Raw genomic sequence first — 21,129 nt, forward strand, 5'->3', positions numbered from 1 at the left:
AGGTGAAGTGTGGGCCATTTACATACAGATAAAAAAGTTTTAAATCGCATCAAGCGTTTACAAGGTCAGATCAGTGCGGTGGAACAGTCCATCCATGATCCGGAAAAAAGCTGTATCGAAGTATTACAGCAGGTGGCTGCGATTAAAGGCGCGGTTAACGGGCTGATGAATGAGCTGATTGAATCGCATTTGCGCCATCATGTCATTGGCAATGAGGTCGAGGTCAATGAAGTCGAACTGGATGAATTTTTAAAATTGTTAAAACGCTATACCTAAGCCCATCTTTCGATTGACCCACAAAATTCCTGCCTTTACACTGAAACGATCTTTTCTCATATCATGATACCTGAGCCAAAAAGCTGAGGTATTTTTTTATTCTCTCATGTCAAACGCTCAATCGTGGCAGCCGTTTTTAATGGTCAGCCTGGCGCTGTGTATTGGTACCGTTGGAACCGCACTGGCCAGCCCTTTATATCCCCTATATCAGGAGCTGTGGCAGCTGCTGCCGAGTCATATTACCTATCTGTTTGTAGCCTATATGTTCGGTTGTCTGGCCACTTTACTGTTTCTGGGGCGAACCAGTAACCGCTTTGGTTTTGTTCGCAGCTTGCAGGTCGGTATTGCCCTGGTCACGATTGGACTGATACTGTCAGCCTGGGCGCCGACAGCACTGTATTTGGGCCTCGGCCGCTTTATTATTGGGATTGCCTCCGGACTGATTACCACTTCTGCCATGCTGGGGCTGATGAATGTAGTGCCCGATAGCCATAAGCTGCTGGCGCCGCAGCTCAGCTCGATTATTACCGCAATTGGCTTTGGTTTAGGGCCATTTCTGGGCGGTGTAATTGCCCAGTTTGCCGAGCAGCCGCTGGTCACGCCTTATCTTCCGGTGATTGTCAGTGCCATTTTCTGTGGACTGGGCCTGTTCAAGCTAAAACAGCCTGCCTTTGAACAGCAGCCATTTTCGGTTTATCCCAAATTGCAAACCCCGGATGCGCCGTATCAGGCTGCTTTTTTCCTGGTCAGTCTGGCCGCGTTTTGTGCCTTTGCCGGCTTTAGCCTGTTTGCTTCGCTATCGCCGTCGTTTGTGCAGGATATTTTGCCCTGGCATGGGCCACTGGTCAGTGGTGTAGCAATTTCCGCGATTTTAATTATTTCAGCCATCGTCCAGTTTTTTGCCCGTAGTGTACTGCCTGCCACGGCCTTGCGCTGGGGGCTCTATGCGCTGCTCGGCAGTCTGCTTCTGCTGGGTTTATGTATGTCGCTGCAATGGAGCCCGCTGTTCTTTGTCAGTGATGTGCTGGTCGGAATTGGGCATGGCTTGAGCTTATTGGGCGCCTTTGGCCTGATTCACCAGATGAGTCAGCCGCACAACCGCGCTGCAATTATGTCCAGTTATCTGTTTATTGCCTATCTGGGCACCATTGTACCGATTATTGCGGTGGGCTATTTATCAGACCATTTTGGCTTAAGTGTGGGTATTATCAGCTTCTGCATGCTGATTGGGCTGCTTTGCCTCAGCCTGATCTGGCAGCAGCGTAAAGTGCTAACCTTTTAAATTAATGCTGTTGAGTCGGGGATGATCAGGCACCCTCGGCCTGATCCTGGGTGCGGACAGACTGCGCTGCCAATCAGATGCTGACCATATCAACATCCACCAGATGATTGAATAGTTTTATTTCTCTGTACCGGGTTGATGTTCCAGCTCTTTCATTAAAAAGTAGTTTAAAAAGGTCCGAATGACCGCAATAATCGCCAGTTTGATCAGGCTGTCCATATCCGGATCGACCGTGGTGGCCAGAATATCCGCGGCCAGCTGAAACTCCAGCGCAGTGGCCAGCCAATTGCCAAAACAATAGCGCGCACTGCGGCCGGATTTTAGCTGAACCAGCACCATTAAGGTTTTGACCAGACCAATCACCACACAGACCACCGAGATAAACTCGAGCAACAGCTGCAGCACACTCACTAAAGCAACCAGTGACTCACGTAAATCAACCACCTCCAGCATGCCACACCTCCGGCAGTGTTTTTGTTGAACTGCGTTCAGGATTTTATTGGAACAACTTGTAGGTTATTCACTCATCATAGCCTGAATATCGGGCAATAGAAGGGCGGATGGTGGGATATAGGCTAGCCCATACAATGTGACAGGCTGTTCCCTTAGAATATACAAAACTATTTAGGCTGAAATGACGAGATTGCCTGATAAAAAGCAATAAAAAAGCACCAGGTGGCTAACACCTGATGCTTTTAAATGCATAGCAAGCTCAGAGCGTGCTGCGCTTATTTTCCAATACAGAAAGAACCGAAAATTTTACCCAACAGATCATCGGCACTAAAATCTCCGGTAATTTCACCTAGGGCATTTTGCGCCAGACGCAGGGATTCAGCCACCAGCTCACCGGCATGATAATCTACCAGCTGCTCGCGCGCTTCGGCCAGATAGTACTGGGTGCGCTTCATTGCGTCTAAATGACGAGTTCGGGCAATGAAGGTATCTTCTTCCGGCTGGAAGCCTGCATGGGCTGTAATCGCATCTATGAGCGATTGAACACCGGTTTCCTGCTTGGCCGACACGGTAATATGACGAAAACCCTGATAATCACCAATAACGGCTTCAGCACCAGTCAAATCTGCTTTATTACCAATCAGCATCAGACGTTTGGGTTCCAGATGATCGGCAAAATATTCCTGGGCCAATTGCAGCGGATCTTCACCCTGACTCAGGTCATACACCAGCAGCAATAAATCGGCCTGTTCAATTTCTTTAATCGCGCGGCGGATGCCTTCTTTTTCCACCACATCACCGGTTTCCCGTAAACCGGCGGTATCGGTCAGGGTAATCGGCAAGCCATTTAAGGTGATTTTTTCATGCAGCACATCACGGGTGGTACCGGCAATATCGGTCACAATCGCCCGTTCAATCCCGGCTAAAGCATTCAGTAAAGATGATTTTCCGGCATTCGGTTTACCAGCAATCACCACCTGCAAGCCTTCACGTAATAATTGTCCCTGACGTGCCGATTGCTGTACCGCGGTGACTGAGCTGGCAACATCATCCAGTAGGGCCAGAATTTTGCCATCGGCCAGAAAATCAATTTCTTCTTCCGGAAAATCAATCGCTGCTTCCACATGCAAACGCAGATGAATCAGTTTTTCTAAAACCGTATTGACCTTGGTTGAAAATGCGCCTTGCAGGGAGCGTACCGCTGAACGTGCTGCAGCCTGCGAGGTCGCGTCAATCAGGTCGGCAATCGCTTCGGCCTGTACCAGATCAAGCTTGCCATTTTCAAAGGCGCGCATGGAAAACTCGCCAGCTTTGGCCGCGGTCGCACCGAGTTCCAGTAAACGTGCCAGCAGGGCATTTTGAATGACCGGGCCGCCATGACCTTGCAGTTCCACCACGTCTTCACCGGTAAAGGAGTTCGGATTGGGGAAACAAATCACCAAACCTTCATCCATCACCTCACCGCTAGCCTCATAAAACTGGCGGAAGCCGGCAAAACGGGCTTTTGGCAGCTGCTTTTGGGTCAGGGCTTCAGCAATGGCATAGGATTTAGGACCAGACAGGCGAATTACCCCCACACCGCCACGCCCGGGTGGAGTGGCAATCGCAGCAATTGTTGTGGTTTGGGTCAGCATAAATTCACCTGTCGCAATGCTTAAAGTCGGGCCAAAAAAAATCCGCCTAAGAGTATCATCTTAAGCGGATTTATTCAGCTCGTCAGTACAACTTAGTTGACTGGGGTCGCTTCATCACGTTTGGCACGGTCTTTCTCAACAGATTTGTTGATCAGGCCTTGCTGCAAGATGGTGATCAGGTTGTTGACAATCCAGTACAACACCAGACCCGCCGGGAAGAACAGCAGGAACACAGTAAAGATCACTGGCATAATGCGGAAGACTTTAGCCTGCATAGGATCGGTCGGCTGCGGGTTCAGCATTTGCTGGATATACATGGTCGCACCCATGATCAGCGGCAAGATAAACCAAGGATCCATTGCCGATAAATCCTGAATCCAGAGTAACCATGGCGCATGACGCAGCTCTACAGATTCCATCAGTACCCAGTACAGGGCCAGGAAGATTGGCATTTGCAGTAACAGCGGTAAACAGCCGGCCAGCGGATTGACCTGTTCACGTTTGTACAGGGCCATCATCTCTTGCGAGAAGCGCATCCGGTCTTCACCGAACTCTTCTTTCATGCGCTGCATTTCAGGTGCAATCACACGCATTTTCGCCATAGAACGGTAGCTCTTCGACGATAATGGCCACAGAATCAGCTTCACCAGAATGGTCAACAGAATAATTGCCCAGCCCCAGTTCCCCACTAAGCCGTGGAAGAATTCCAAGCCTACAAACAGCAGTTTGGCAATTGGCCATAACCAGCCATAATCCACAGTCTGATTCAGACCAGTGGCCAGATCTTTCAGCTCTGACTGGATTTTTGGACCGCTATAGAAGGTCGCATCGACTTCTGCCACTGTACCCGCCGGTACATTAATGGTTGGCGAAGTAAAGCCGATAATATTCATATTATCGCCTGATTTACGCGATTCCAGCTTGGCGCTATACGGTTGGCCATCGGCCTGGGTCAGTTTCAGGTTACCCGGCACCCATGCACTCACGAAGTAGTGCTGTACCACCGCAACCCAGCCGCCAGTCGCTTCAACATTCAGTTTTTCTTCAGTGAAGTTGTCGAATTTCAGCTTGTTGTAGTGTTCATCCGGTGTCCCCCAGGCGCCGCCCAGGAAGGTACCCAAAGTGAAAATGCCCTGGTCCGATTTACCCGGATCATCCGAGTTATCGCGTTTGATCTGACCAAACATTTGACCTTGCCAGTTCTGGCCACTGCGGTTTACCACTTTGTGGTTGACCACAATCGGATATTCGCCTTGCTTGAAGCTGAAGGTCTTGATAATTTCTACACCGTCAGCAGTTTTGTACACCATTGGTACATTTAACACTTTCACCGCTTCACCGTCCTGATTCTGAACGGCTTTGGCATCTTCCAGGCTATAGCTTAATTTTTCAACTTCATAGTTTGGACGACCATTACGGCTGCTGTCTGGTCCATTCAGACCAATCAGGCCTGACTGAGCGACATAGGTACGTTTGTCATCGCTTTCAAGCATTACAAACGGTGCATCACTGTCTTTATTTTTGTCATGATTGAGTAATTCAACACGAACAATATCACCACCTTTTGGATTGATCCAAAGATGATAAAGGTCAGTTTGTACTGAAATAAGCTGCTGACTTACAGGTGCAGTGGCATCTGTGGTTTGAGTCTGCTGCGCTGAAATATTTGCCTGCGGTACATCAGAAGCTGCTGTAGCGGTTTGGCCATTTGGCAAATCTGCAGACACTTCATGTGAAACCACCGCAGCCTGTTGCTGTGGTTGGGTTTCAGCATTTCCATAATCTTTTTGCCAAGCCAAAATGAGCAAATAAGCGACAACAAACATGGCCCCGAGAATTGCAATCCTGGCCCATTGTTGCATATCTATTACCCCAAGTGGTTAGAGTGATTTTGGTTCAATAAACGTTCACGAAAGGGTACAGCAATGTGACCCGTTTGAGAATCTATTTGCTGAAATGAAATAAAACGAATTGCTTTGGCCGGTACAGGGTCATAGCCCGAACCACCCCACGGATGACAACGACAGATACGTCTAGTCGCCAGCCACACACCACGTCCGGCCCCATGGATCTGGACTGCTTCCAGGGCATATTGAGAACAGGTTGGAATATAGCGACAACGTGGTCCAAGAAGCGGACTAATCGCAATCTGATAGAAACGAATCAACCAATGCAGTAAACGTACCATTGGTCATCTCTACTGATGTGGGGAGGGAGCTATTTTAGAATGCTTTTTGGCAAGGCGGTGCAATTTCTGCCAAGCAAATTGTAATTGCTGATGTAACTCTGCATTTGGCACTGTTTCAATCCCCATTTTGGGCATCACCACAATATCCAGCACAGCAAATTGCTGTTGATGCAGGCGAAAACTTTCGCGAGCAAGTCGTTTTACTCGATTTCTTTCGTGTGCACGACGCACTTTTTTCTTGGCAACAACAATACCCAAACGGCTGTTCAGCAGTTCGGACGGTTTTGCCAGAAATAAGAAATGGGGTTGATGCACTTTAAAAAGCGCACCATTAAACACATCTTTATAATCGGCAGCACAGCGTATACGAAGCTCTGTGCTGAAGCCATAAAGTGATGTCATAACACCCAAGTCGATGCAGCGTGACTGATTAAACAGTTAAGCTGTGACGACCTTTTGCACGACGGCGAGCTAATACTTGACGACCAGCTTTAGTAGCCATACGAGCACGGAAACCATGAACGCGTTTACGCTTTAATTCAGATGGTTGGAATGTACGTTTCATGTCGAAACTCCAAAAATGATCTTTCTATAAAGGTCCGCGATTTTAGTGCTCATTGCTTGAGCTGTCAATCAAAAACACGGTTTTCCTTTAAATAAGCCTAATTTTTATAAAAGGCCTTAAGTTTATCCAGGAATAGGCAATTGTACATATTCTGGCTTATTCACAAGCTATCCTATTGTTAAAAAATACAAAATAAGTTATAAACAATATTATTCACATAATTATCCACAAGACCATGTGAATAAATTTATTCTCTACAGGTTTAAATTCGAATTTAAATTTATTTTCAGTTTATCCACATCCGAGCACGCTCTAATATATAAATTCAAATTTATAAATTTAAATTTATTCTTATTAGGGTGGCTTTTTTATGTGGAAAAGCAATTTTTAAATTTAAAAAACATAGACTTTGCATGTGGATAACTGTGTTTTTATATTTTTAATACATTGTGGATAACTTTATGCTATATTTTATCCACAGCTTGCGGATAAACTTATCCACACCAGCTTTTAAATTTAAATTTAGATCTTGATGTTTGTTTTTTGGCTAAATTCGCTCAATTTCTCATGACAGATGTGGATAACTTGGTTAGAATGGCGACCCGCTTGCAGCGGACGAATGCGTTTTAAATTTAAAATGGAATAAATAGGGGTTTTCACATGCTTTGGACGGACTGCTTAAATCGCTTGCGACAAGAGCTCTCTGGGAATGTCTTTACGATGTGGATTCGCCCATTAGTTGCAGAAGAATCAGAAGATACTTTACGTTTATATGCACCGAACCCGTATTGGACCCGCTATATTCAGGAACATCATCTTGAGCTGATCACGATTCTGGCCGAACAACTGTCTGAAGGACGGGTACGTAAAGTTGAAATCCTGGTCGATTCCCGTCCGGGCGCCATTTTATCGGCCAGTGAACAGCCAGCGACCACCACCGCTGCTTTAGAGTCAGCACCGGCACCGGTCAGCCGTCCAAAAAAGGACAAAGAAGAGAGTGGCAGCAAAAACAGCCGCAAGCGTCAGTTAAACCCTTTATTTACCTTTTCTTTATTTGTAGAAGGCCGTTCTAACCAGATGGCGGCAGAAACCTGCCGTAAAGTATTGACCCATCTGGGCGCTTCACAACATAACCCGCTATTTTTATATGGCCCGACCGGTCTGGGTAAAACCCACTTGATGCAAGCGGTGGGGAATGCCTTGCTGCAGGCCAAGCCGAATGCCCGGGTCATGTATATGACTGCTGAAAGCTTTGTACATGACTTTGTTAGCTCGCTACAGCAGGGCAAGGTTGAAGAATTCAAGAAAAATTGCCGTTCACTCGATCTGCTCTTGGTGGATGACATTCATTTGCTGGCCGGTAAAGAAGCCAGTCTGGTGGAGTTTTTCTATACCTTTAATGCCTTATTGGATGAATCCAAGCAGATTATTCTGACGTCGGACCGTTATCCAAAAGAACTGACCGAACTGGACCCACGTCTGGTATCGCGTTTTTCCTGGGGCCTGTCGGTGGGGGTAGAACCGCCCGATATTGAAACCCGGATTGAAATTCTATTAAAGAAAGCCGAAAGCAGTGGCGTCGATTTACCGCGCAACTGTGCCTTGTTTATTGCCCAGCAGGTGGTCGCCAACGTGCGTGAACTGGAAGGCGCCTTAAATAAGGTGGTCGCAATTTCCCGTTTTAAAGGCACCGCGATTGATCTGGATGTGGTGCGTGAATCTCTAAAAGATGTGCTGGCGATTCGTGCGCGTACCATCAGTACCGAAAATATCCAGCGTGTGGTCAGTGAATATTTCCGTATCCCACTCAAAGAATTGGTCGGGCCAAAACGTACCCGGATTTATGCCCGTCCACGACAGCTGGCGATGGGGCTGGCCCGTGAACTGACCGGGGACAGTTTCCCTGAAATTGGCATGGCTTTTGGTGGTCGTGACCACAGTACCGTGATGCATGCCTGCGAGAAAGTACAAAGCCTGCGCGAAGAAGATCCAATCTTCAACGAGGACTATAAAAACCTGCAACGCCTGTTGCAAAGTTAGGCCGGTTTGGTCAAATTCTGTTCTTGCAATGCGGCATATTCTGCCGCATAGTACACTGCTAAAAAATTAATTTTTATCTTCATCATCTTCAGTTGTTAGAGGAATGTACCGTGCGTTTAAAAATCGCCAAAGAAAGCTTACTCAATGTTCTATCACATGTTGTAGGAGCGGTTGAACGTCGCCATACGTTAAACATTTTATCTAACGTGAAAGTTCAGGTGACCGAACAGGCGCTGACCATTACCGGTTCCGATCTGGAAGTTGAGCTGGTGGCCAGTACGGTTCTGGCTGAAGGTGCATGTTTACAGGCGGGTGAGACCACAGTGCCGGCACGTAAACTGATGGATATCTGTAAATCTTTGCCGACTGCGGCTTTAATTGACCTGCAGATTACTGAAGATCAGCGCTGTATTTTAAAATCAGGCAACAGCCGTTTCGTGTTGGGGACTTTACCAGCCGAAGATTATCCGTTATTGGCCACTGAAAATACTCAAGGCACACAGGTAGCGGTGACTCAGCGTGAATTAAAACGTTTATTTGAAAAAACTGCCTTTGCCATGGCGGTGCAGGATGTACGTTTCTATTTGACCGGCACCTTGCTGGAAATTGATGAAAACCAGCTGCGCGCTGTGACTACCGATGGCCACCGTTTGGCATTATGTGAAACCGGTGCCTCTTCAAATGCGACGCAGCCAATTCAGGCAATTGTGCCACGTAAAGCCGTGGGTGAATTACAGCGTTTGCTCAGTATTGAAGATGAGCAGCTGTCTTTGTTAATTGGTCGTGAACTGTTAAATGTAACCATTTCCGTGCCAAGCCGTGACAAAGAGCAGGGTGATATTACCGTACGTTTCACCACCAAGTTAATTGATGGTAAATTCCCGGATTACCGCCGTGTGATTCCACGTGGTGGCGATAAAGTGGTGATGATTGCACATGATGTCTTCAAGCAGTCGTTACAGCGTGTGGCGATTTTAAGTAATGAAAAATTACGCGGCGTATTCCTGAACTTTAATGCAGATTCACTGCAATTACGTGCCAACAACCCGGAGCAGGATGAAGCGATTGAAGACCTGGCCGTGCAATACAACAATGCACCGCTGGAAATGTCGTTCAATGCTCAATATCTGCTGGATGTATTAGGTGCACTGGATGGTGATGATGTGGCAATGACCATGACCGAAGCCAACCAGTCGGTACTGGTGCAAGACCCAGCGCAGCAAGATCAAACCTATGTTGTGATGCCGATGCGTGTCTAAGCTTGTATGTGATCTGACACGATTATGCATATTACGCGTTTAAATATAGAACGTGTTCGAAACTTAAAAGCGGTTGCACTCGTCGGGTTGCAGCCGTTTAATGTCTTTTATGGTGCCAATGGCTCCGGTAAAACCTCGATTCTGGAGGCCATTCATTTACTGGCCACCGGTCGTTCCTTCCGTACCCATATCCCCAAAAACTATATTCAGCATGATGCCCAAGATGCGATTGTATTTGCCCAGTCGCCCACCGAAAAAATCGGCATGCAAAAACTGCTGTCTGGGGAACAACTGATTAAGGTCAATGGTGATCATATTGCCACCCAGGGGCAGCTGGCCAAACTGCTGCCGCTACAACTGATTGATCCGCAAAGTACCGATATTATCGACCACGGCGCCAAACCGCGCCGGCAGTTGCTGGACTGGATGATGTTCCACGTGGAACCAGAGTTTTATCATGCCTGGCAATACTATTCGCGGGCCTTAAAACAGCGTAACAGCTTACTAAAAACCCGGCGTCATTTAAGCCTGGCCGAGCTGGAACCGTGGAACCAGATGCTGAGCCAGTATGGTGAAATGCTGCATCTGCAACGCTACAGTATTATCGAGCAGTGGCAGCATTATTTTCAGCAGGATTTACAGCAGTTGTTGCCCGATTTAAATATTCGCCTGGAATACCATCCGGGATTTCATCCGGAACCGGGTTTAATGAGCGATTTGGTCAATCATCATCAGAAAGATGTGGAGCGCCGTTATACCGAATATGGACCGCATCGCGCAGATTTACGTTTAAAAACAGCGACGGGCGATGCCGATGTGGTGCTGTCACGCGGACAAAAAAAGTTATTGATCATGGCTTTAAAACTGTCACAGATTGCAATGCTGCATGCGTGCAATAAGGAAACTGTGGTATTATTAGATGATCTGACAGCAGAATTAGATTTAACCGCACAACGACGTTTAATTGAGCGATTGAGCCAACTTGGTAGTCAAGTTTTTATTACCACCTTAGACCATGAATCAGTGCAGAATCACTTACATGATTTGTCTATTTCCTATCAATTATTCAATGTTGAAAACGGTACTGTTCAAGTTGTTGTGCAATAGTTTTTTATCTTTGGATAGACCAGTTTTTACTAGGGAGAAACCATGAGTTCAGAAGATCAATCTGCCACTCAAACAGAACAAACCAATGAAAAGGCTTATGATTCCTCTAGTATCAAAGTATTACGTGGCCTAGATGCTGTTCGTAAACGCCCGGGCATGTATATCGGTGATACAGATGATGGTACCGGTTTGCACCACATGGTGTTCGAGGTGGTCGATAACGCGATTGACGAAGCGCTTGCCGGCCATTGTGACGAGATTCTAGTCACTATTCATGAAGATGAATCGGTATCTGTGGCCGATAACGGTCGCGGCATTCCAACCGACATTCACCCGGAAGAAGGCGTATCGGCTGCCGAGGTGATTCTGACCATCCTGCACGCCGGCGGTAAGTTCGACGACAACAGTTATAAAGTGTCGGGCGGTCTGCACGGGGTCGGGGTATCGGTGGTAAACGCCCTGTCGAGCAAACTGGAACTGACCATTAAACGTGCCGGTCAGATTCATCAGCAGGAATACCGTCATGGTGATCCGCAATATCCATTAACTGTGGTTGGTGAAACAGAAGAGACCGGAACCATGGTTCGTTTCTGGCCAAGCGCCGAGACTTTCAGCCAGACCATTTTTAATGTCGATATTCTGGCGCGCCGTTTACGTGAACTGTCGTTCCTGAATGCCGGTGTACGTATTGTTCTGAAAGATGAGCGTATTAACCTGGAACATATCTATGACTATGAAGGTGGTCTGTCTGAGTTCGTGAAATATATTAACGAAGGCAAAAACCATCTGAATGATATTTTCCATTTTACCGTGCAGGCAGAAAATGGCATTGGAGTTGAAGTTGCGTTGCAATGGAATGATTCTTATCAGGAAAATGTACGCTGCTTTACCAACAATATTCCGCAAAAAGATGGCGGTACCCATTTAGCCGGTTTCCGTGCCGCGTTGACCCGTGGTTTAAACAGCTACATGGAAAACGAAAACCTGCTCAAAAAAGAGAAAGTGGTGGTTTCCGGGGATGACGCACGTGAAGGTTTGACCGCAATTATTTCGGTGAAAGTGCCTGATCCAAAATTCTCTTCACAGACCAAAGAAAAACTGGTGTCGAGTGAGGTAAAACCTGCAGTCGAGCAGGCCATGAATAAATCCTTCTCGGAATATTTACTGGAAAACCCGCAAGCGGCCAAATCGATTGCCGGCAAGATTATTGATGCAGCGCGTGCCCGTGATGCAGCGCGTAAAGCACGTGAAATGACCCGTCGTAAGAGCGCGCTGGATATTGCCGGTTTACCGGGTAAACTGGCCGATTGTCAGGAAAAAGATCCAGCTTTATCTGAACTGTATCTGGTCGAGGGTGACTCTGCGGGTGGTTCAGCCAAGCAAGGCCGTAACCGTAAAATGCAGGCGATTTTACCGCTAAAAGGTAAGATCCTGAACGTGGAACGTGCCCGTTTTGACAAGATGATTTCATCGGCAGAAGTCGGCACCTTGATTACTGCACTGGGCTGCGGAATTGGCCGTGAAGAATATAACCCGGACAAGCTGCGTTATCACAAAATCATTATCATGACCGATGCCGACGTCGATGGTTCGCACATCCGTACCTTGCTGCTGACGTTCTTCTTTCGTCAAATGCCGGAGCTGGTGGAACGTGGTCATATCTATATTGCCCAGCCACCGCTGTACAAGCTGAAAAAAGGTAAGCAGGAACAGTACATTAAAGACAATGAAGCACTGGAAACCTATCTGATTTCCAATGCCATTGATGAACTGGCCCTGCATGTCAGCGCAGATGCACCGGCGATTCGTGGTGAAGCACTGGCTTCGGTGATTGCCGATTATCAGACCTCGCAAAAGAGCCTGAGCCGTTTAACCTTGCGTTATCCAGCCAGCCTGTTAGATGGTTTGCTGGCGCAAGAGGCGTTCAAGCTGGATCAGGCGCATGATCTGGATTATGTACAGGCTTGGGGTGAGCAGCTGTGTGCCTATATCGCGGCCACTCAAAGCAGTTTACGTCCTGAACTCAGCATCGAAACCTTTGACAAAGAAGATGCGGAAGGACAGAAGTCTGCGATTTACTGGCCACGTATTACCATTTATGTGCATAACCTGCCACATGCCTATTTGCTGGATGCCGGTTTACTCGGTTCGGGTGAGTACGCACGTTTGCTGAAGAACTCGAAGAGCTGGTTTAGCCTGATTGAAGAAGGCGCGTACTTGCAAAAAGGCGAGCGCAAGATTCAGGTCAACAGCTTCCATCAGGTCTGGCAGCATATTCTGCAGGACTCACGCCGCGGCATGATGATCCAGCGTTATAAAGGTCTGGGTGAAATGAATGCCGAGCAGCTTTGGGAAACCACCATGGACCCGGAAAACCGTCATATGCTGCAGGTGACCATTGAAGATGCGATTGAAGCAGATCGGATGTTCTCATGTTTAATGGGCGATGATGTGGAACCACGTCGTGCTTTTATTGAAGAGAACGCCCTGAATGCCGATATTGATGCCTAAGGGCATGATTTAAAAAAAGCGCCTGCGGGCGCTTTTTTGTTGGCGCGATGGATTAGGGCGTGAGAATAATTTTGCGGCAATCCTGTTCGCGTTGATCAAAAATACGATAGCCCTCGGCAGCATCGGCCAGTTTCATACGGTGGGTAATAATCACTTCGGGGGACAGGTCGCCATTTTCAATCCGTTCCAGTAATTCGGGCAGGTACCGATGCACATGGGTCTGGCCCATCTTGAAGGTCAGGCCTTTATCAAAGGCATCACCGAACAGGAAACCGTGAATTGGACCGGCATAGACGCCCGGCACACTGACCACGCCGCCACGGCGCACTGCGGCAATACACTGGCGCAGGGCAAAGCCGCTGGAGCCTTCCAGTTTCAGGTTGGTCATCACGGTTTCAATCATGCTGCCTTTGGCTTCAAAACCAATTGCATCAATGACCGCATCGACACCCCGATGGCCGGGAGTATTGTCAATAATAAACTCGGCCGCATCCATTTCATCAAAATTGACTGGAATCGCGCCATAGGTTTCATGGGCAAACTGCAGCCGGTAATGGTGATGATCGACCATAAAAATCTGTTCAGCGCCAAGCATCCGTGCACAGGCCGCTGACAGTAATCCCACGGGTCCGGCACCATAAATGGCTACACTGGAGCCTTTGCCAATTTGTGCATTGGTCACCGCCTGCCATGCGGTTGGCAGAATATCGGTCAGGAATAGCACTTTTTCATCTGGCAGTGAACCGGGAACTTTAAAAGGACCGATATTGCCTTTGGGGATTCGCACATAATCGGCCTGTCCACCCGGCACGCCGCCATAAAGATGACTGTAGCCAAACAGCGCTGCACCCGGTGGAATCTGTTTTTTATTCAGAATGGCGCCGCGGCCCGTATTGGTATTTTCACAGGAGGCAGTCAGCTCATGTTCACAGAAAAAGCAGTGACCACAAGCAATCACAAAGGGAATAATCACCCGGTCGCCTTTTTTTACTGCCGTGACCTCGGGGCCGACTTCTTCGACCACGCCCATAAATTCATGGCCAAAAATATCGCCGTGTTCTGTGGCCGGAATTTTACCGCGATATAAATGCAGATCTGAGCCACAAATGGCAGTAGCGGTGACGCGAAGGATGACATCATCCGGTTCCTGAATAATTGGGTCAGGCACCGATTCAACTCTTACATCTCGGGTTCCATGATAGGTTAAGGCACGCATAGAATTTCCTCTCTTGGCTAGCAGAAGGCCAGACCCGCGCATTGAGCCGGCCACATTTCTTCATGATGAGATGCGCGGCTGTAAATTTATGTATAAAAAAACCGGCCAAGCTGTGTGCAAGAGGGCTTTATATTGCAGTTCAGTAAGTGCAATCAGAGCTAAAACGGAGAGGAAAACAGCTATTGGTGAGCATCCTCCTTGATCTTTTTAAAGAAAACAGACGGGCTAAAAAGAGGAGTGATCATAAAGTGGAAATAAAAAAGATAGCCACTGGGGCTATCTTGAGGGGAAGGTTTCGGAAGAAACGGGATTAACTGTTCTGGAATGATTGTTCCAGGGTTTCCAGTTCCATCATCAGTTCCAGCATGGTTTCTTCGGCCTGTTCCAGCGTGGCTTTTAAGCTGGTCTGTTCATTCATCAGCTTGAGCAGATCTTCTTTACGCGAAGCTTCATACAGGCTGCTGTCAGCCAGCTGTTCTTCAATACTGGCCAGACGGGGCTGGATTTTTTCAATCTGGCTTTCACATTGTTCAATTTTTTTCCGCAGCGGACGGGTTTCTTCACGGCGCTGCGCCGCCAGTTTGCGCTGTGCTTCTTTATCAACTTTGGCCGGTGCGGCAGTCTTGTTGGTACTTGCGCTGGCCTGTGCCAATGCGGTTTGGGCATTGATCTGCTGCTGACGGGCCTCACGTAACCATTTGGCATAATCCTGCAAATCACCGGAAAATTCAGTACAGCGTCCGGCATGCACCAACAGCAGGTCATCACAGACACTGGCGATTAGCTGACGTTCGTGCGATACCAGTACCACTGCGCCTTCAAAGTCCTGTAAGGCCATGCTCAGGGCATGACGCATGTCTAAATCCAGATGGTTGGTCGGTTCATCCAGAATCAGTACATTCGGGCGCTGCCAGACAATCAGGGCCAAGGCCAGACGGGCGCGTTCACCGCCGGAGAAGCTTTCGCACGGCGTATCCATACGTTCGCCGCTAAAACCAAAACTGCCGAGGAACGAACGTAGGGTGGCTTCACTGATCTGTTTGTCGGCCAGACGTGACAATTGCAGCATCGGGCTGGCCTGCGCATCCAGTGCATCCATCTGATGCTGGGCAAAGTAACCAATATTCAGCAGTTCAGAGGCTTTGCGCTGGCCATTTAAAAGCGCTAAATCACCAACCAGTGATTTAATTAGAGTAGATTTGCCGGCGCCGTTCATGCCCAGCAGGCCAATACGCGAGCTTGGGGTAATCTGCAGACTGATTTTGCTGGCAATACTTTTGCCCGGATAGCCAATTTCTGCCTGATCCAGAGTCAGTAAGGGTGAACTCATTTTGGTGGGTTCACGGAAACTGAAGGTAAACGGGGTATCGACATGCGCCGGTGCCAGCAACTGCATTTTTTCCAGCTGTTTAATCCGGCTTTGCGCCTGACGCGCCTTGGTGGCTTTGGCTTTAAAACGGTCAATAAATTTTTGCAGATGTGCGCGGGCTTCAACCTGCTTTTCAAAGGCCTGTTGCTGCTGGGCCAGACGTTCGCTGCGGGTCACTTCAAAGGTCGAGTAATTGCCGGTATATAAGGTCAGTTCCTGATTTTCAATATGCAGGATATGATCGGTCACTGCATCGAGAAAATCGCGGTCATGTGAAATCAGGATTAAAGTGCCTTCATAGGCATTGAGCCAGTCTTCAAGCCATAAAATGGCATCCAGATCCAAGTGGTTGGTTGGCTCATCCAGAAGTAGTAAGTCGGAGCGGCTCATCAGGGTGCGTGCCAGATTTAAACGCATGCGCCATCCACCGGAGAAACTGGAGACATCCAGACGTAGCTGATGTTCCATAAAACCTAAACCAGCCATCAGCTGGGCGGCTTTAGATGGGGCAGAATAGCCATGAATTTCATCAAAACGGCCATGTAATTGTGCCAGTTCGCTGTTACTGAGCTGTTCAGGTTGTGCCAGCTGTTTCTGAATCTGCCAATATTCTTCATCGCCCGATAACACAAAATCCAGCGCCGGCATATCTAGGGCTTTGACTTCCTGGGCCATGTGCGCAACGGTCCAGCCCGATGGACGGGTCAGGCTGCCTTCATCTGCCCCCAGTTCTCCCAATAAGGCGGCAAATAAGGTCGATTTGCCGGCGCCATTGACTCCGGTGAGGCCAACTTTCCAACCCGGATGGATCTGCATGGACGCTTTTTGAAATAAGACACGACCACCACGGCGTAAAGAGACTTGGTCAAATTGAATCATTGGACTCACTAAACTCAGGAACAGAATGCGCCTATTCTAAAGGATGCGCTCTGGAAAACAAAAAGCTGGCGCAGTTTATTTCAGGTGCTACAGCAACACATCGAAAAAAATAATGAAAAAGCGGGCGCCGTGTCATCTATCGGAAAGCGGCTATGCAGGTTTTTTTTATAAAACCAAGCCCGATATATTAAAATTTCTGATAAAAAACAAAAACAAATGTACGGTGACAAAAATGAAAAACGGAGTTTTGTTGTTGTCGACACTGGCCTTGTGTGGCGTCAGTGGCCTGGCTCAGGCCAATCTGCAGGTCTGTGTTTTTGATCTGTTGGGACGGGCCGGAGAATCCTATAAATTGCTGGAAGAATGGGCCTTGGCCAGCAAGCGCTGGGGCAGCAATGTCAGTCTGAAAGCCTATCAGGATGAAGCCCAGGTCGAGCGCGATTTTAAGGCGGGCAAGTGTGATGGTGCCTATATGACCTCAATGCGGGCGCGGCAATACAATAAATTTGCCGGTTCGATTGATGCACTGGGCGGTGTGCCAAGTAATAGCATTGCCCAGAAAGCCATTAGTTATGTGCTGGACCGGCGCAATAACCGCCGTCTGGTGACCCGGATTGGCCAGGAAACCTTTGAAGTGGCTGGCATCGGCCAGATTGGCTCGGCCTATATTTTTGTTAAAGATCGGGCCATGAACTCGGTTGAGCACATCAAAAACCGGAAATTTGCGATTCTGCATTATGATCCGGCACAAAAAATGATGGTGGAGCGGGTCGGTGGTATTGCAGTCGATTCCGATATTTCCAATTTTGTACGCAAGTTTAATCAGGGCGAGGTTGATATTGTGGCCGCACCGGCCTATGCCTTTAAACCGCTGGAAATTGAAAAAGGTTTGGGCACACGCGGTGCCATGATTGATTTTCCGGTGGTCAATGTCACGGCGGACCTGATTATCCGGCCAGAAAAATTCGCAGATGGTTTTGCAGTGCAGTCCCGGCGCTGGTTTGTCCAGCAGATTCCGAAAAACTTTGCCATGGTGAAACGTCTGGAAGCGGAAATTCCAAATAAATACCGCACCCGACTCAGCAAGGAAGATCAGGACAAATACCAGAAACTGCTACGTGATGGCCGCATCGAACTGACTGAAAAAGGCATTTATGATGGCTCGATGATGCGGGTACTGAAACGGGCACGTTGTACGGTAGAACGCACCAATTTTGAATGTTCACTTGGCGGTGAATAGAGAAAATGGTTATAAGTTTGTAAAAAAGTGGCCACGATGTGTAAATTTTCGCCGCGCTACCTGAAATTTTTAAGCCATTGAAAATGCTGCTGATCTCTGCAATTTGTGGGTTTGAGATCAGCAGCTGTATAAATTGAATTGGTCACGATTTAAAAATATTTGGAGTAAAAGCTCTATTTTTTTAAAAACAAGTTGCTTAATATTCAGCAAGTGTATGGACACTCTTGATGAAAGACGATTCTGTAAGGACAAATACAATGAAAAAAACAATTCTCGCGCTTTCTGCGCTGGCTACTTTGGGTATGGCCAGCAATGCTCAGGCAGCCAAGGTCGATGTATGTATCTTCGATTTACTCGGCAAATCTGGTGAATCTTATCAAATGGCCCAGGAATGGGCGCTGGCCGCGAAAGGCTGGGGCGCAGACATCAACCTGATTCCCCGTCAGGATGAAGCCGTGGCCGATAATGACTTTAAAGCTGGCAAATGTGATGCGGTTTTCCTGACTGCGATGCGTGCCCGTCAGTACAATAAATTTGCCGGTTCAATTGATGCGCTGGGCGGTGTGCCCAGCAATGCCATTGCCCAACGTGCGATTACTTTTGCCCTGGACAAACGTAATGCCGGCAAAATGGTCACCAATCTGGGGGGTAAAAAATATGAAGTGGCGGGAATTGCACCTTTAGGTTCGGCCTTTATTTTCGTCCGTGACAAGAATATTGATTCGATTGAAAAAGCTGCCGGCAAGAAATTTGCGGTACTGGGCTATGACGATGCACAAAAAATTATGGTGCAACGTGTCGGTGCTCAGGCGGTAATCTCCGATGTGTCTAACTTTGTGGCGAAATTTAATAATGGCCAGGTCGATATGGTTGGTGCGCCAGCCTATGCCTATAAGCCGCTGGAAATCTATAAAGGCTTGGGCAGCAAAGGCGCCATGTTTAATTTCCCGGTACTGCATGTGACGGCTGATTTAGTAATTAGTCCGGAGAAATTCCCGGCTGGTTTTGGCCAGAAATCGCGTGACTGGTTCTCGAAAAATCTGCCAAAAAGTTTGGGCATGATTAAACGTCTGGAAGCAGGCATTCCAGCCAAATACAAAATGAACCTGAGCGCGGAAGAGAAAACCAAATACCAGAAACTGTTACGTGAAGGGCGGATGGATATGACCAAGCGCGGTATTTATGATGCGTCGATGATGAGCGTACTCAAACGTGCCCGCTGTTCTGTCGATAAAGCCAACTTCGAGTGTTCACTGGGCGGTGAATAAGCTTCATTTTTAAGGAAAAACAACCCGGCATCTGTGCCGGGTTGTTGCATCTGGAACCTTGTCACTTGGGCCATTGCAGTTCAGATCAAATCACGTAAGCTAATCAAAAATAATAGTTTCATCTTTGCCCAAGCCTAAAAAATAGAGATGAGTTGTTTCATCAAAGGCATACAGACAGGAGGAGCAGGAGAGCGTGATCTCCAAGGGTAAAAAGAACAAGGATGGATGCGCTAAAATAGCTTTTTAAAACATTAAACACGATTCAGTACAACTGAAAACAACAAGAACAGCGATAAAGGAAAGATCAATGAAATATTATGCTCAAGGCATCGCACTGGCTGCAGTGATGGGACTCGGTGCGACTGCAGCACAGGCCAAGCAGACAGTGTGTGTCTTTGATTTAGTGGGAAAAAGTGGTGATGTGTATGCGCTGATGCTGGACTATCAGCTGGCGGCCAAAGCCTGGGGCGCCGATATTGAACTGCGCGTCGGGCAGAATGAAGCGGTAATTGCCGAAGATTTTAAAGCCGGTAAATGTGACGGGATTAGTGTCACCGGTATGCGCGGGCGTCAATTTAACAGCTTTACCGGTTCTCTGGATGCGATTGGTGCAATTCCCGATTTAAATCTGGCGGTCAAAGTCATGCAGGGACTGGCCAGTCCGAAATTTTCCCGCTTCATGACTCAGGGCCAGTATGAAGTGGCTGGTGTAGTGCCTGTTGGTGATGCCTTTTTAATGGTCAATGACCGCAGTATTAATACCGTGGCCAAAGCTGCCGGTAAAAAAATTGCGGTCCTGGATTATGACCAGGCACAAAAAATTATGGTGCAGCAGATTGGCGCGCAGGCAGTCAGTTCAGATGTCACCAACTTCGGCAGTAAATTCAATAACGGTCAGGTCGATATTATTGGTGCGCCGGCCGCCGTGTTTAAGCCACTGGAGCTGCATAAGGGCTTGGGCAGTAAAGGCGCGATTGTGAATTATCCGATTTTACAGGTGACTGGCAATATTATTATTCGCCCGAACAAGTTCCCGGCCGGTTTTGGCCAGAAATCACGGGAATGGGTCAAAGGTCAATTGCCACGTGCCTTTAACATCTTGGGTAAAATGAAAGCCGATATTCCGCAAAAATACTGGATGAATATTCCGGCAGCCGACAAACCGGGCTATCAGAAGATGATGCGTGAGGCGCGGATTGACCTGACCAAACGTGGCATTTATGACAAACGCATGATGAAGCTGCTGTGGCAATTCCGCTGTAAGCAGGATCCGAAAAACTTCGAATGCGGCCTGCAGGATGAGAATTACAAACAATCTTGATAAAATTAGTCTGAATTGACTTTGAATTGAACATGACTGACCATATATTGGGTATGTTATACTTGATATGTGGTCTTTTCTGTTAAAAGACATTTGAATCGAACGAGGAATCCGACATGAATGCCCAAGCCCTTGTGCTGACTGACAATGCTGCGAACAAAGTACGCCAATTGCGTGACAGTGAAGGCAACCAAGATTTAATGTTACGCGTTTATGTGACCGGTGGTGGTTGTTCGGGCTTCTCTTACGGTTTTAACTTTGCTGAAAGCATGAATGAAGATGATGCTGAATTCGTGAATGGTGACGTAAAAATGCTGGTCGATTCACTTAGCTATCAATATCTGGTCGGTTCAGTGGTGGACTATTTAGAAGGTCTGGAAGGTTCACGTTTTGTGGTTCAAAATCCGAATGCCACGACTACGTGTGGCTGTGGTTCTTCTTTCTCGATTTAAGCAGAATTTTAAAATACTCAGCCCTCTATTTTGAGGGCTTTTTTAATATCTTTTTTAATATAAAGAGAT

The 21,129-nt window shown here is 47.6% G+C and carries 18 protein-coding genes; 10 read left to right on the forward strand and 8 right to left on the reverse strand.

What is annotated here, in order from left to right; translation table 11 throughout:
* Positions 1-9: 9 nt before the first annotated feature.
* Complete coding sequence (locus tag FTU50_RS10300) at positions 10-276, forward strand: metal/formaldehyde-sensitive transcriptional repressor (protein WP_104498506.1); 267 nt, start codon at positions 10-12, stop codon at positions 274-276.
* Positions 277-415: 139 nt separating this feature from the next.
* A complete protein-coding gene (locus FTU50_RS10305; protein ID WP_075175269.1) occupies positions 416-1,558 on the forward strand; it encodes an MFS transporter in 1,143 nt (380 codons plus the stop codon).
* Between the two features lie 117 nt (positions 1,559-1,675).
* Here FTU50_RS10305 and FTU50_RS10310 read toward each other — a convergent pair whose 3' ends face one another.
* From FTU50_RS10310 to rpmH, 6 genes are all read right to left on the reverse strand, one after another.
* Positions 1,676-2,011, reverse strand: a complete 336-nt coding sequence (locus FTU50_RS10310; protein WP_005181102.1) for a DUF1622 domain-containing protein — start codon at positions 2,009-2,011, stop codon at positions 1,676-1,678.
* A gap of 275 nt (positions 2,012-2,286) precedes the next feature.
* Positions 2,287-3,642: a tRNA uridine-5-carboxymethylaminomethyl(34) synthesis GTPase MnmE gene (gene mnmE, locus FTU50_RS10315; RefSeq protein WP_168382786.1), complete on the reverse strand. Its 1,356-nt coding sequence runs from the start codon at positions 3,640-3,642 to the stop codon at positions 2,287-2,289.
* A gap of 95 nt (positions 3,643-3,737) precedes the next feature.
* Positions 3,738-5,507 carry a membrane protein insertase YidC gene (gene yidC, locus FTU50_RS10320; RefSeq protein WP_075168111.1) on the reverse strand — a complete coding sequence of 590 codons (1,770 nt, stop codon included), beginning with the start codon at positions 5,505-5,507 and terminating at the stop codon, positions 3,738-3,740.
* A gap of 5 nt (positions 5,508-5,512) precedes the next feature.
* On the reverse strand, positions 5,513-5,833 hold the full coding sequence (yidD, locus tag FTU50_RS10325) for a membrane protein insertion efficiency factor YidD (RefSeq protein ID WP_045795963.1): 321 nt from the start codon (positions 5,831-5,833) through the stop codon (positions 5,513-5,515).
* Between the two features lie 9 nt (positions 5,834-5,842).
* The gene (rnpA, locus tag FTU50_RS10330) at positions 5,843-6,235 is read right to left on the reverse strand and encodes a ribonuclease P protein component (protein WP_180047189.1); all 393 of its coding nucleotides are present in this window, start codon (positions 6,233-6,235) and stop codon (positions 5,843-5,845) included.
* Between the two features lie 28 nt (positions 6,236-6,263).
* Complete coding sequence (rpmH, locus tag FTU50_RS10335; protein WP_000831329.1) at positions 6,264-6,398, reverse strand: 50S ribosomal protein L34; 135 nt, start codon at positions 6,396-6,398, stop codon at positions 6,264-6,266.
* 660 nt (positions 6,399-7,058) lie between these two features.
* Here rpmH and dnaA point away from each other — a divergent pair.
* From dnaA to gyrB, 4 genes are all read left to right on the forward strand, one after another.
* Complete coding sequence (dnaA, locus tag FTU50_RS10340; protein ID WP_005181121.1) at positions 7,059-8,438, forward strand: chromosomal replication initiator protein DnaA; 1,380 nt, start codon at positions 7,059-7,061, stop codon at positions 8,436-8,438.
* 110 nt (positions 8,439-8,548) lie between these two features.
* Positions 8,549-9,697, forward strand: coding sequence for a DNA polymerase III subunit beta (gene dnaN, locus FTU50_RS10345; protein WP_016659767.1), 1,149 nt, complete (start codon positions 8,549-8,551; stop codon positions 9,695-9,697).
* A 24-nt stretch (positions 9,698-9,721) separates the two neighbouring features.
* Positions 9,722-10,804, forward strand: coding sequence for a DNA replication/repair protein RecF (gene recF / locus FTU50_RS10350; RefSeq protein ID WP_005181126.1), 1,083 nt, complete (start codon positions 9,722-9,724; stop codon positions 10,802-10,804).
* 42 nt (positions 10,805-10,846) lie between these two features.
* On the forward strand, positions 10,847-13,315 hold the full coding sequence (gene gyrB / locus FTU50_RS10355; RefSeq protein ID WP_104470783.1) for a DNA topoisomerase (ATP-hydrolyzing) subunit B: 2,469 nt from the start codon (positions 10,847-10,849) through the stop codon (positions 13,313-13,315).
* Positions 13,316-13,367: 52 nt separating this feature from the next.
* On the opposite strand, the gene FTU50_RS10360 is transcribed toward gyrB, so the two are convergent.
* Both FTU50_RS10360 and FTU50_RS10365 read right to left on the reverse strand, forming a co-directional pair.
* Positions 13,368-14,531: a zinc-dependent alcohol dehydrogenase gene (locus FTU50_RS10360; protein WP_005181133.1), complete on the reverse strand. Its 1,164-nt coding sequence runs from the start codon at positions 14,529-14,531 to the stop codon at positions 13,368-13,370.
* A 310-nt stretch (positions 14,532-14,841) separates the two neighbouring features.
* Positions 14,842-16,779: an ATP-binding cassette domain-containing protein gene (locus FTU50_RS10365; protein WP_127800781.1), complete on the reverse strand. Its 1,938-nt coding sequence runs from the start codon at positions 16,777-16,779 to the stop codon at positions 14,842-14,844.
* 232 nt (positions 16,780-17,011) lie between these two features.
* Here FTU50_RS10365 and FTU50_RS10370 point away from each other — a divergent pair, with 232 nt between their 5' ends.
* The 4 genes from FTU50_RS10370 (at position 17,012) to erpA (ending at position 21,060) form a co-directional block, all read left to right on the forward strand.
* Entirely contained in the window at positions 17,012-18,019 is a 1,008-nt protein-coding gene (locus FTU50_RS10370; protein ID WP_180047187.1) for a putative solute-binding protein, read from the forward strand.
* 257 nt (positions 18,020-18,276) lie between these two features.
* Positions 18,277-19,287, forward strand: coding sequence for a putative solute-binding protein (locus FTU50_RS10375; RefSeq protein ID WP_016659761.1), 1,011 nt, complete (start codon positions 18,277-18,279; stop codon positions 19,285-19,287).
* 346 nt (positions 19,288-19,633) lie between these two features.
* Positions 19,634-20,608, forward strand: coding sequence for a putative solute-binding protein (locus tag FTU50_RS10380; protein WP_171066731.1), 975 nt, complete (start codon positions 19,634-19,636; stop codon positions 20,606-20,608).
* A gap of 116 nt (positions 20,609-20,724) precedes the next feature.
* A complete protein-coding gene (gene erpA, locus FTU50_RS10385) occupies positions 20,725-21,060 on the forward strand; it encodes an iron-sulfur cluster insertion protein ErpA (RefSeq protein WP_005181144.1) in 336 nt (111 codons plus the stop codon).
* The last annotated feature ends 69 nt before the right edge of the window (positions 21,061-21,129 follow it).

Origin of the sequence: Acinetobacter sp. YH12112, from assembly GCF_013418945.1 — a bacterium.
GTDB lineage: Bacteria > Pseudomonadota > Gammaproteobacteria > Pseudomonadales > Moraxellaceae > Acinetobacter > Acinetobacter indicus.

Coding starts and splice junctions, on each gene's coding strand:
- dnaA (WP_005181121.1), top strand. CDS start 7,059: ATGCTTTGGACGGACTGCTTAAATCGCTTGCGACAAGAGCTCTCTGGG.
- yidD (WP_045795963.1), bottom strand. CDS start 5,833: ATGGTACGTTTACTGCATTGGTTGATTCGTTTCTATCAGATTGCGATT.
- FTU50_RS10305 (WP_075175269.1), top strand. CDS start 416: ATGGTCAGCCTGGCGCTGTGTATTGGTACCGTTGGAACCGCACTGGCC.
- FTU50_RS10365 (WP_127800781.1), bottom strand. CDS start 16,779: ATGATTCAATTTGACCAAGTCTCTTTACGCCGTGGTGGTCGTGTCTTA.
- rpmH (WP_000831329.1), bottom strand. CDS start 6,398: ATGAAACGTACATTCCAACCATCTGAATTAAAGCGTAAACGCGTTCAT.
- FTU50_RS10360 (WP_005181133.1), bottom strand. CDS start 14,531: ATGCGTGCCTTAACCTATCATGGAACCCGAGATGTAAGAGTTGAATCG.
- FTU50_RS10380 (WP_171066731.1), top strand. CDS start 19,634: ATGGGACTCGGTGCGACTGCAGCACAGGCCAAGCAGACAGTGTGTGTC.
- recF (WP_005181126.1), top strand. CDS start 9,722: ATGCATATTACGCGTTTAAATATAGAACGTGTTCGAAACTTAAAAGCG.
- rnpA (WP_180047189.1), bottom strand. CDS start 6,235: ATGACATCACTTTATGGCTTCAGCACAGAGCTTCGTATACGCTGTGCT.
- FTU50_RS10310 (WP_005181102.1), bottom strand. CDS start 2,011: ATGCTGGAGGTGGTTGATTTACGTGAGTCACTGGTTGCTTTAGTGAGT.
- erpA (WP_005181144.1), top strand. CDS start 20,725: ATGAATGCCCAAGCCCTTGTGCTGACTGACAATGCTGCGAACAAAGTA.
- FTU50_RS10375 (WP_016659761.1), top strand. CDS start 18,277: ATGAAAAAAACAATTCTCGCGCTTTCTGCGCTGGCTACTTTGGGTATG.
- yidC (WP_075168111.1), bottom strand. CDS start 5,507: ATGCAACAATGGGCCAGGATTGCAATTCTCGGGGCCATGTTTGTTGTC.
- FTU50_RS10370 (WP_180047187.1), top strand. CDS start 17,012: ATGAAAAACGGAGTTTTGTTGTTGTCGACACTGGCCTTGTGTGGCGTC.
- gyrB (WP_104470783.1), top strand. CDS start 10,847: ATGAGTTCAGAAGATCAATCTGCCACTCAAACAGAACAAACCAATGAA.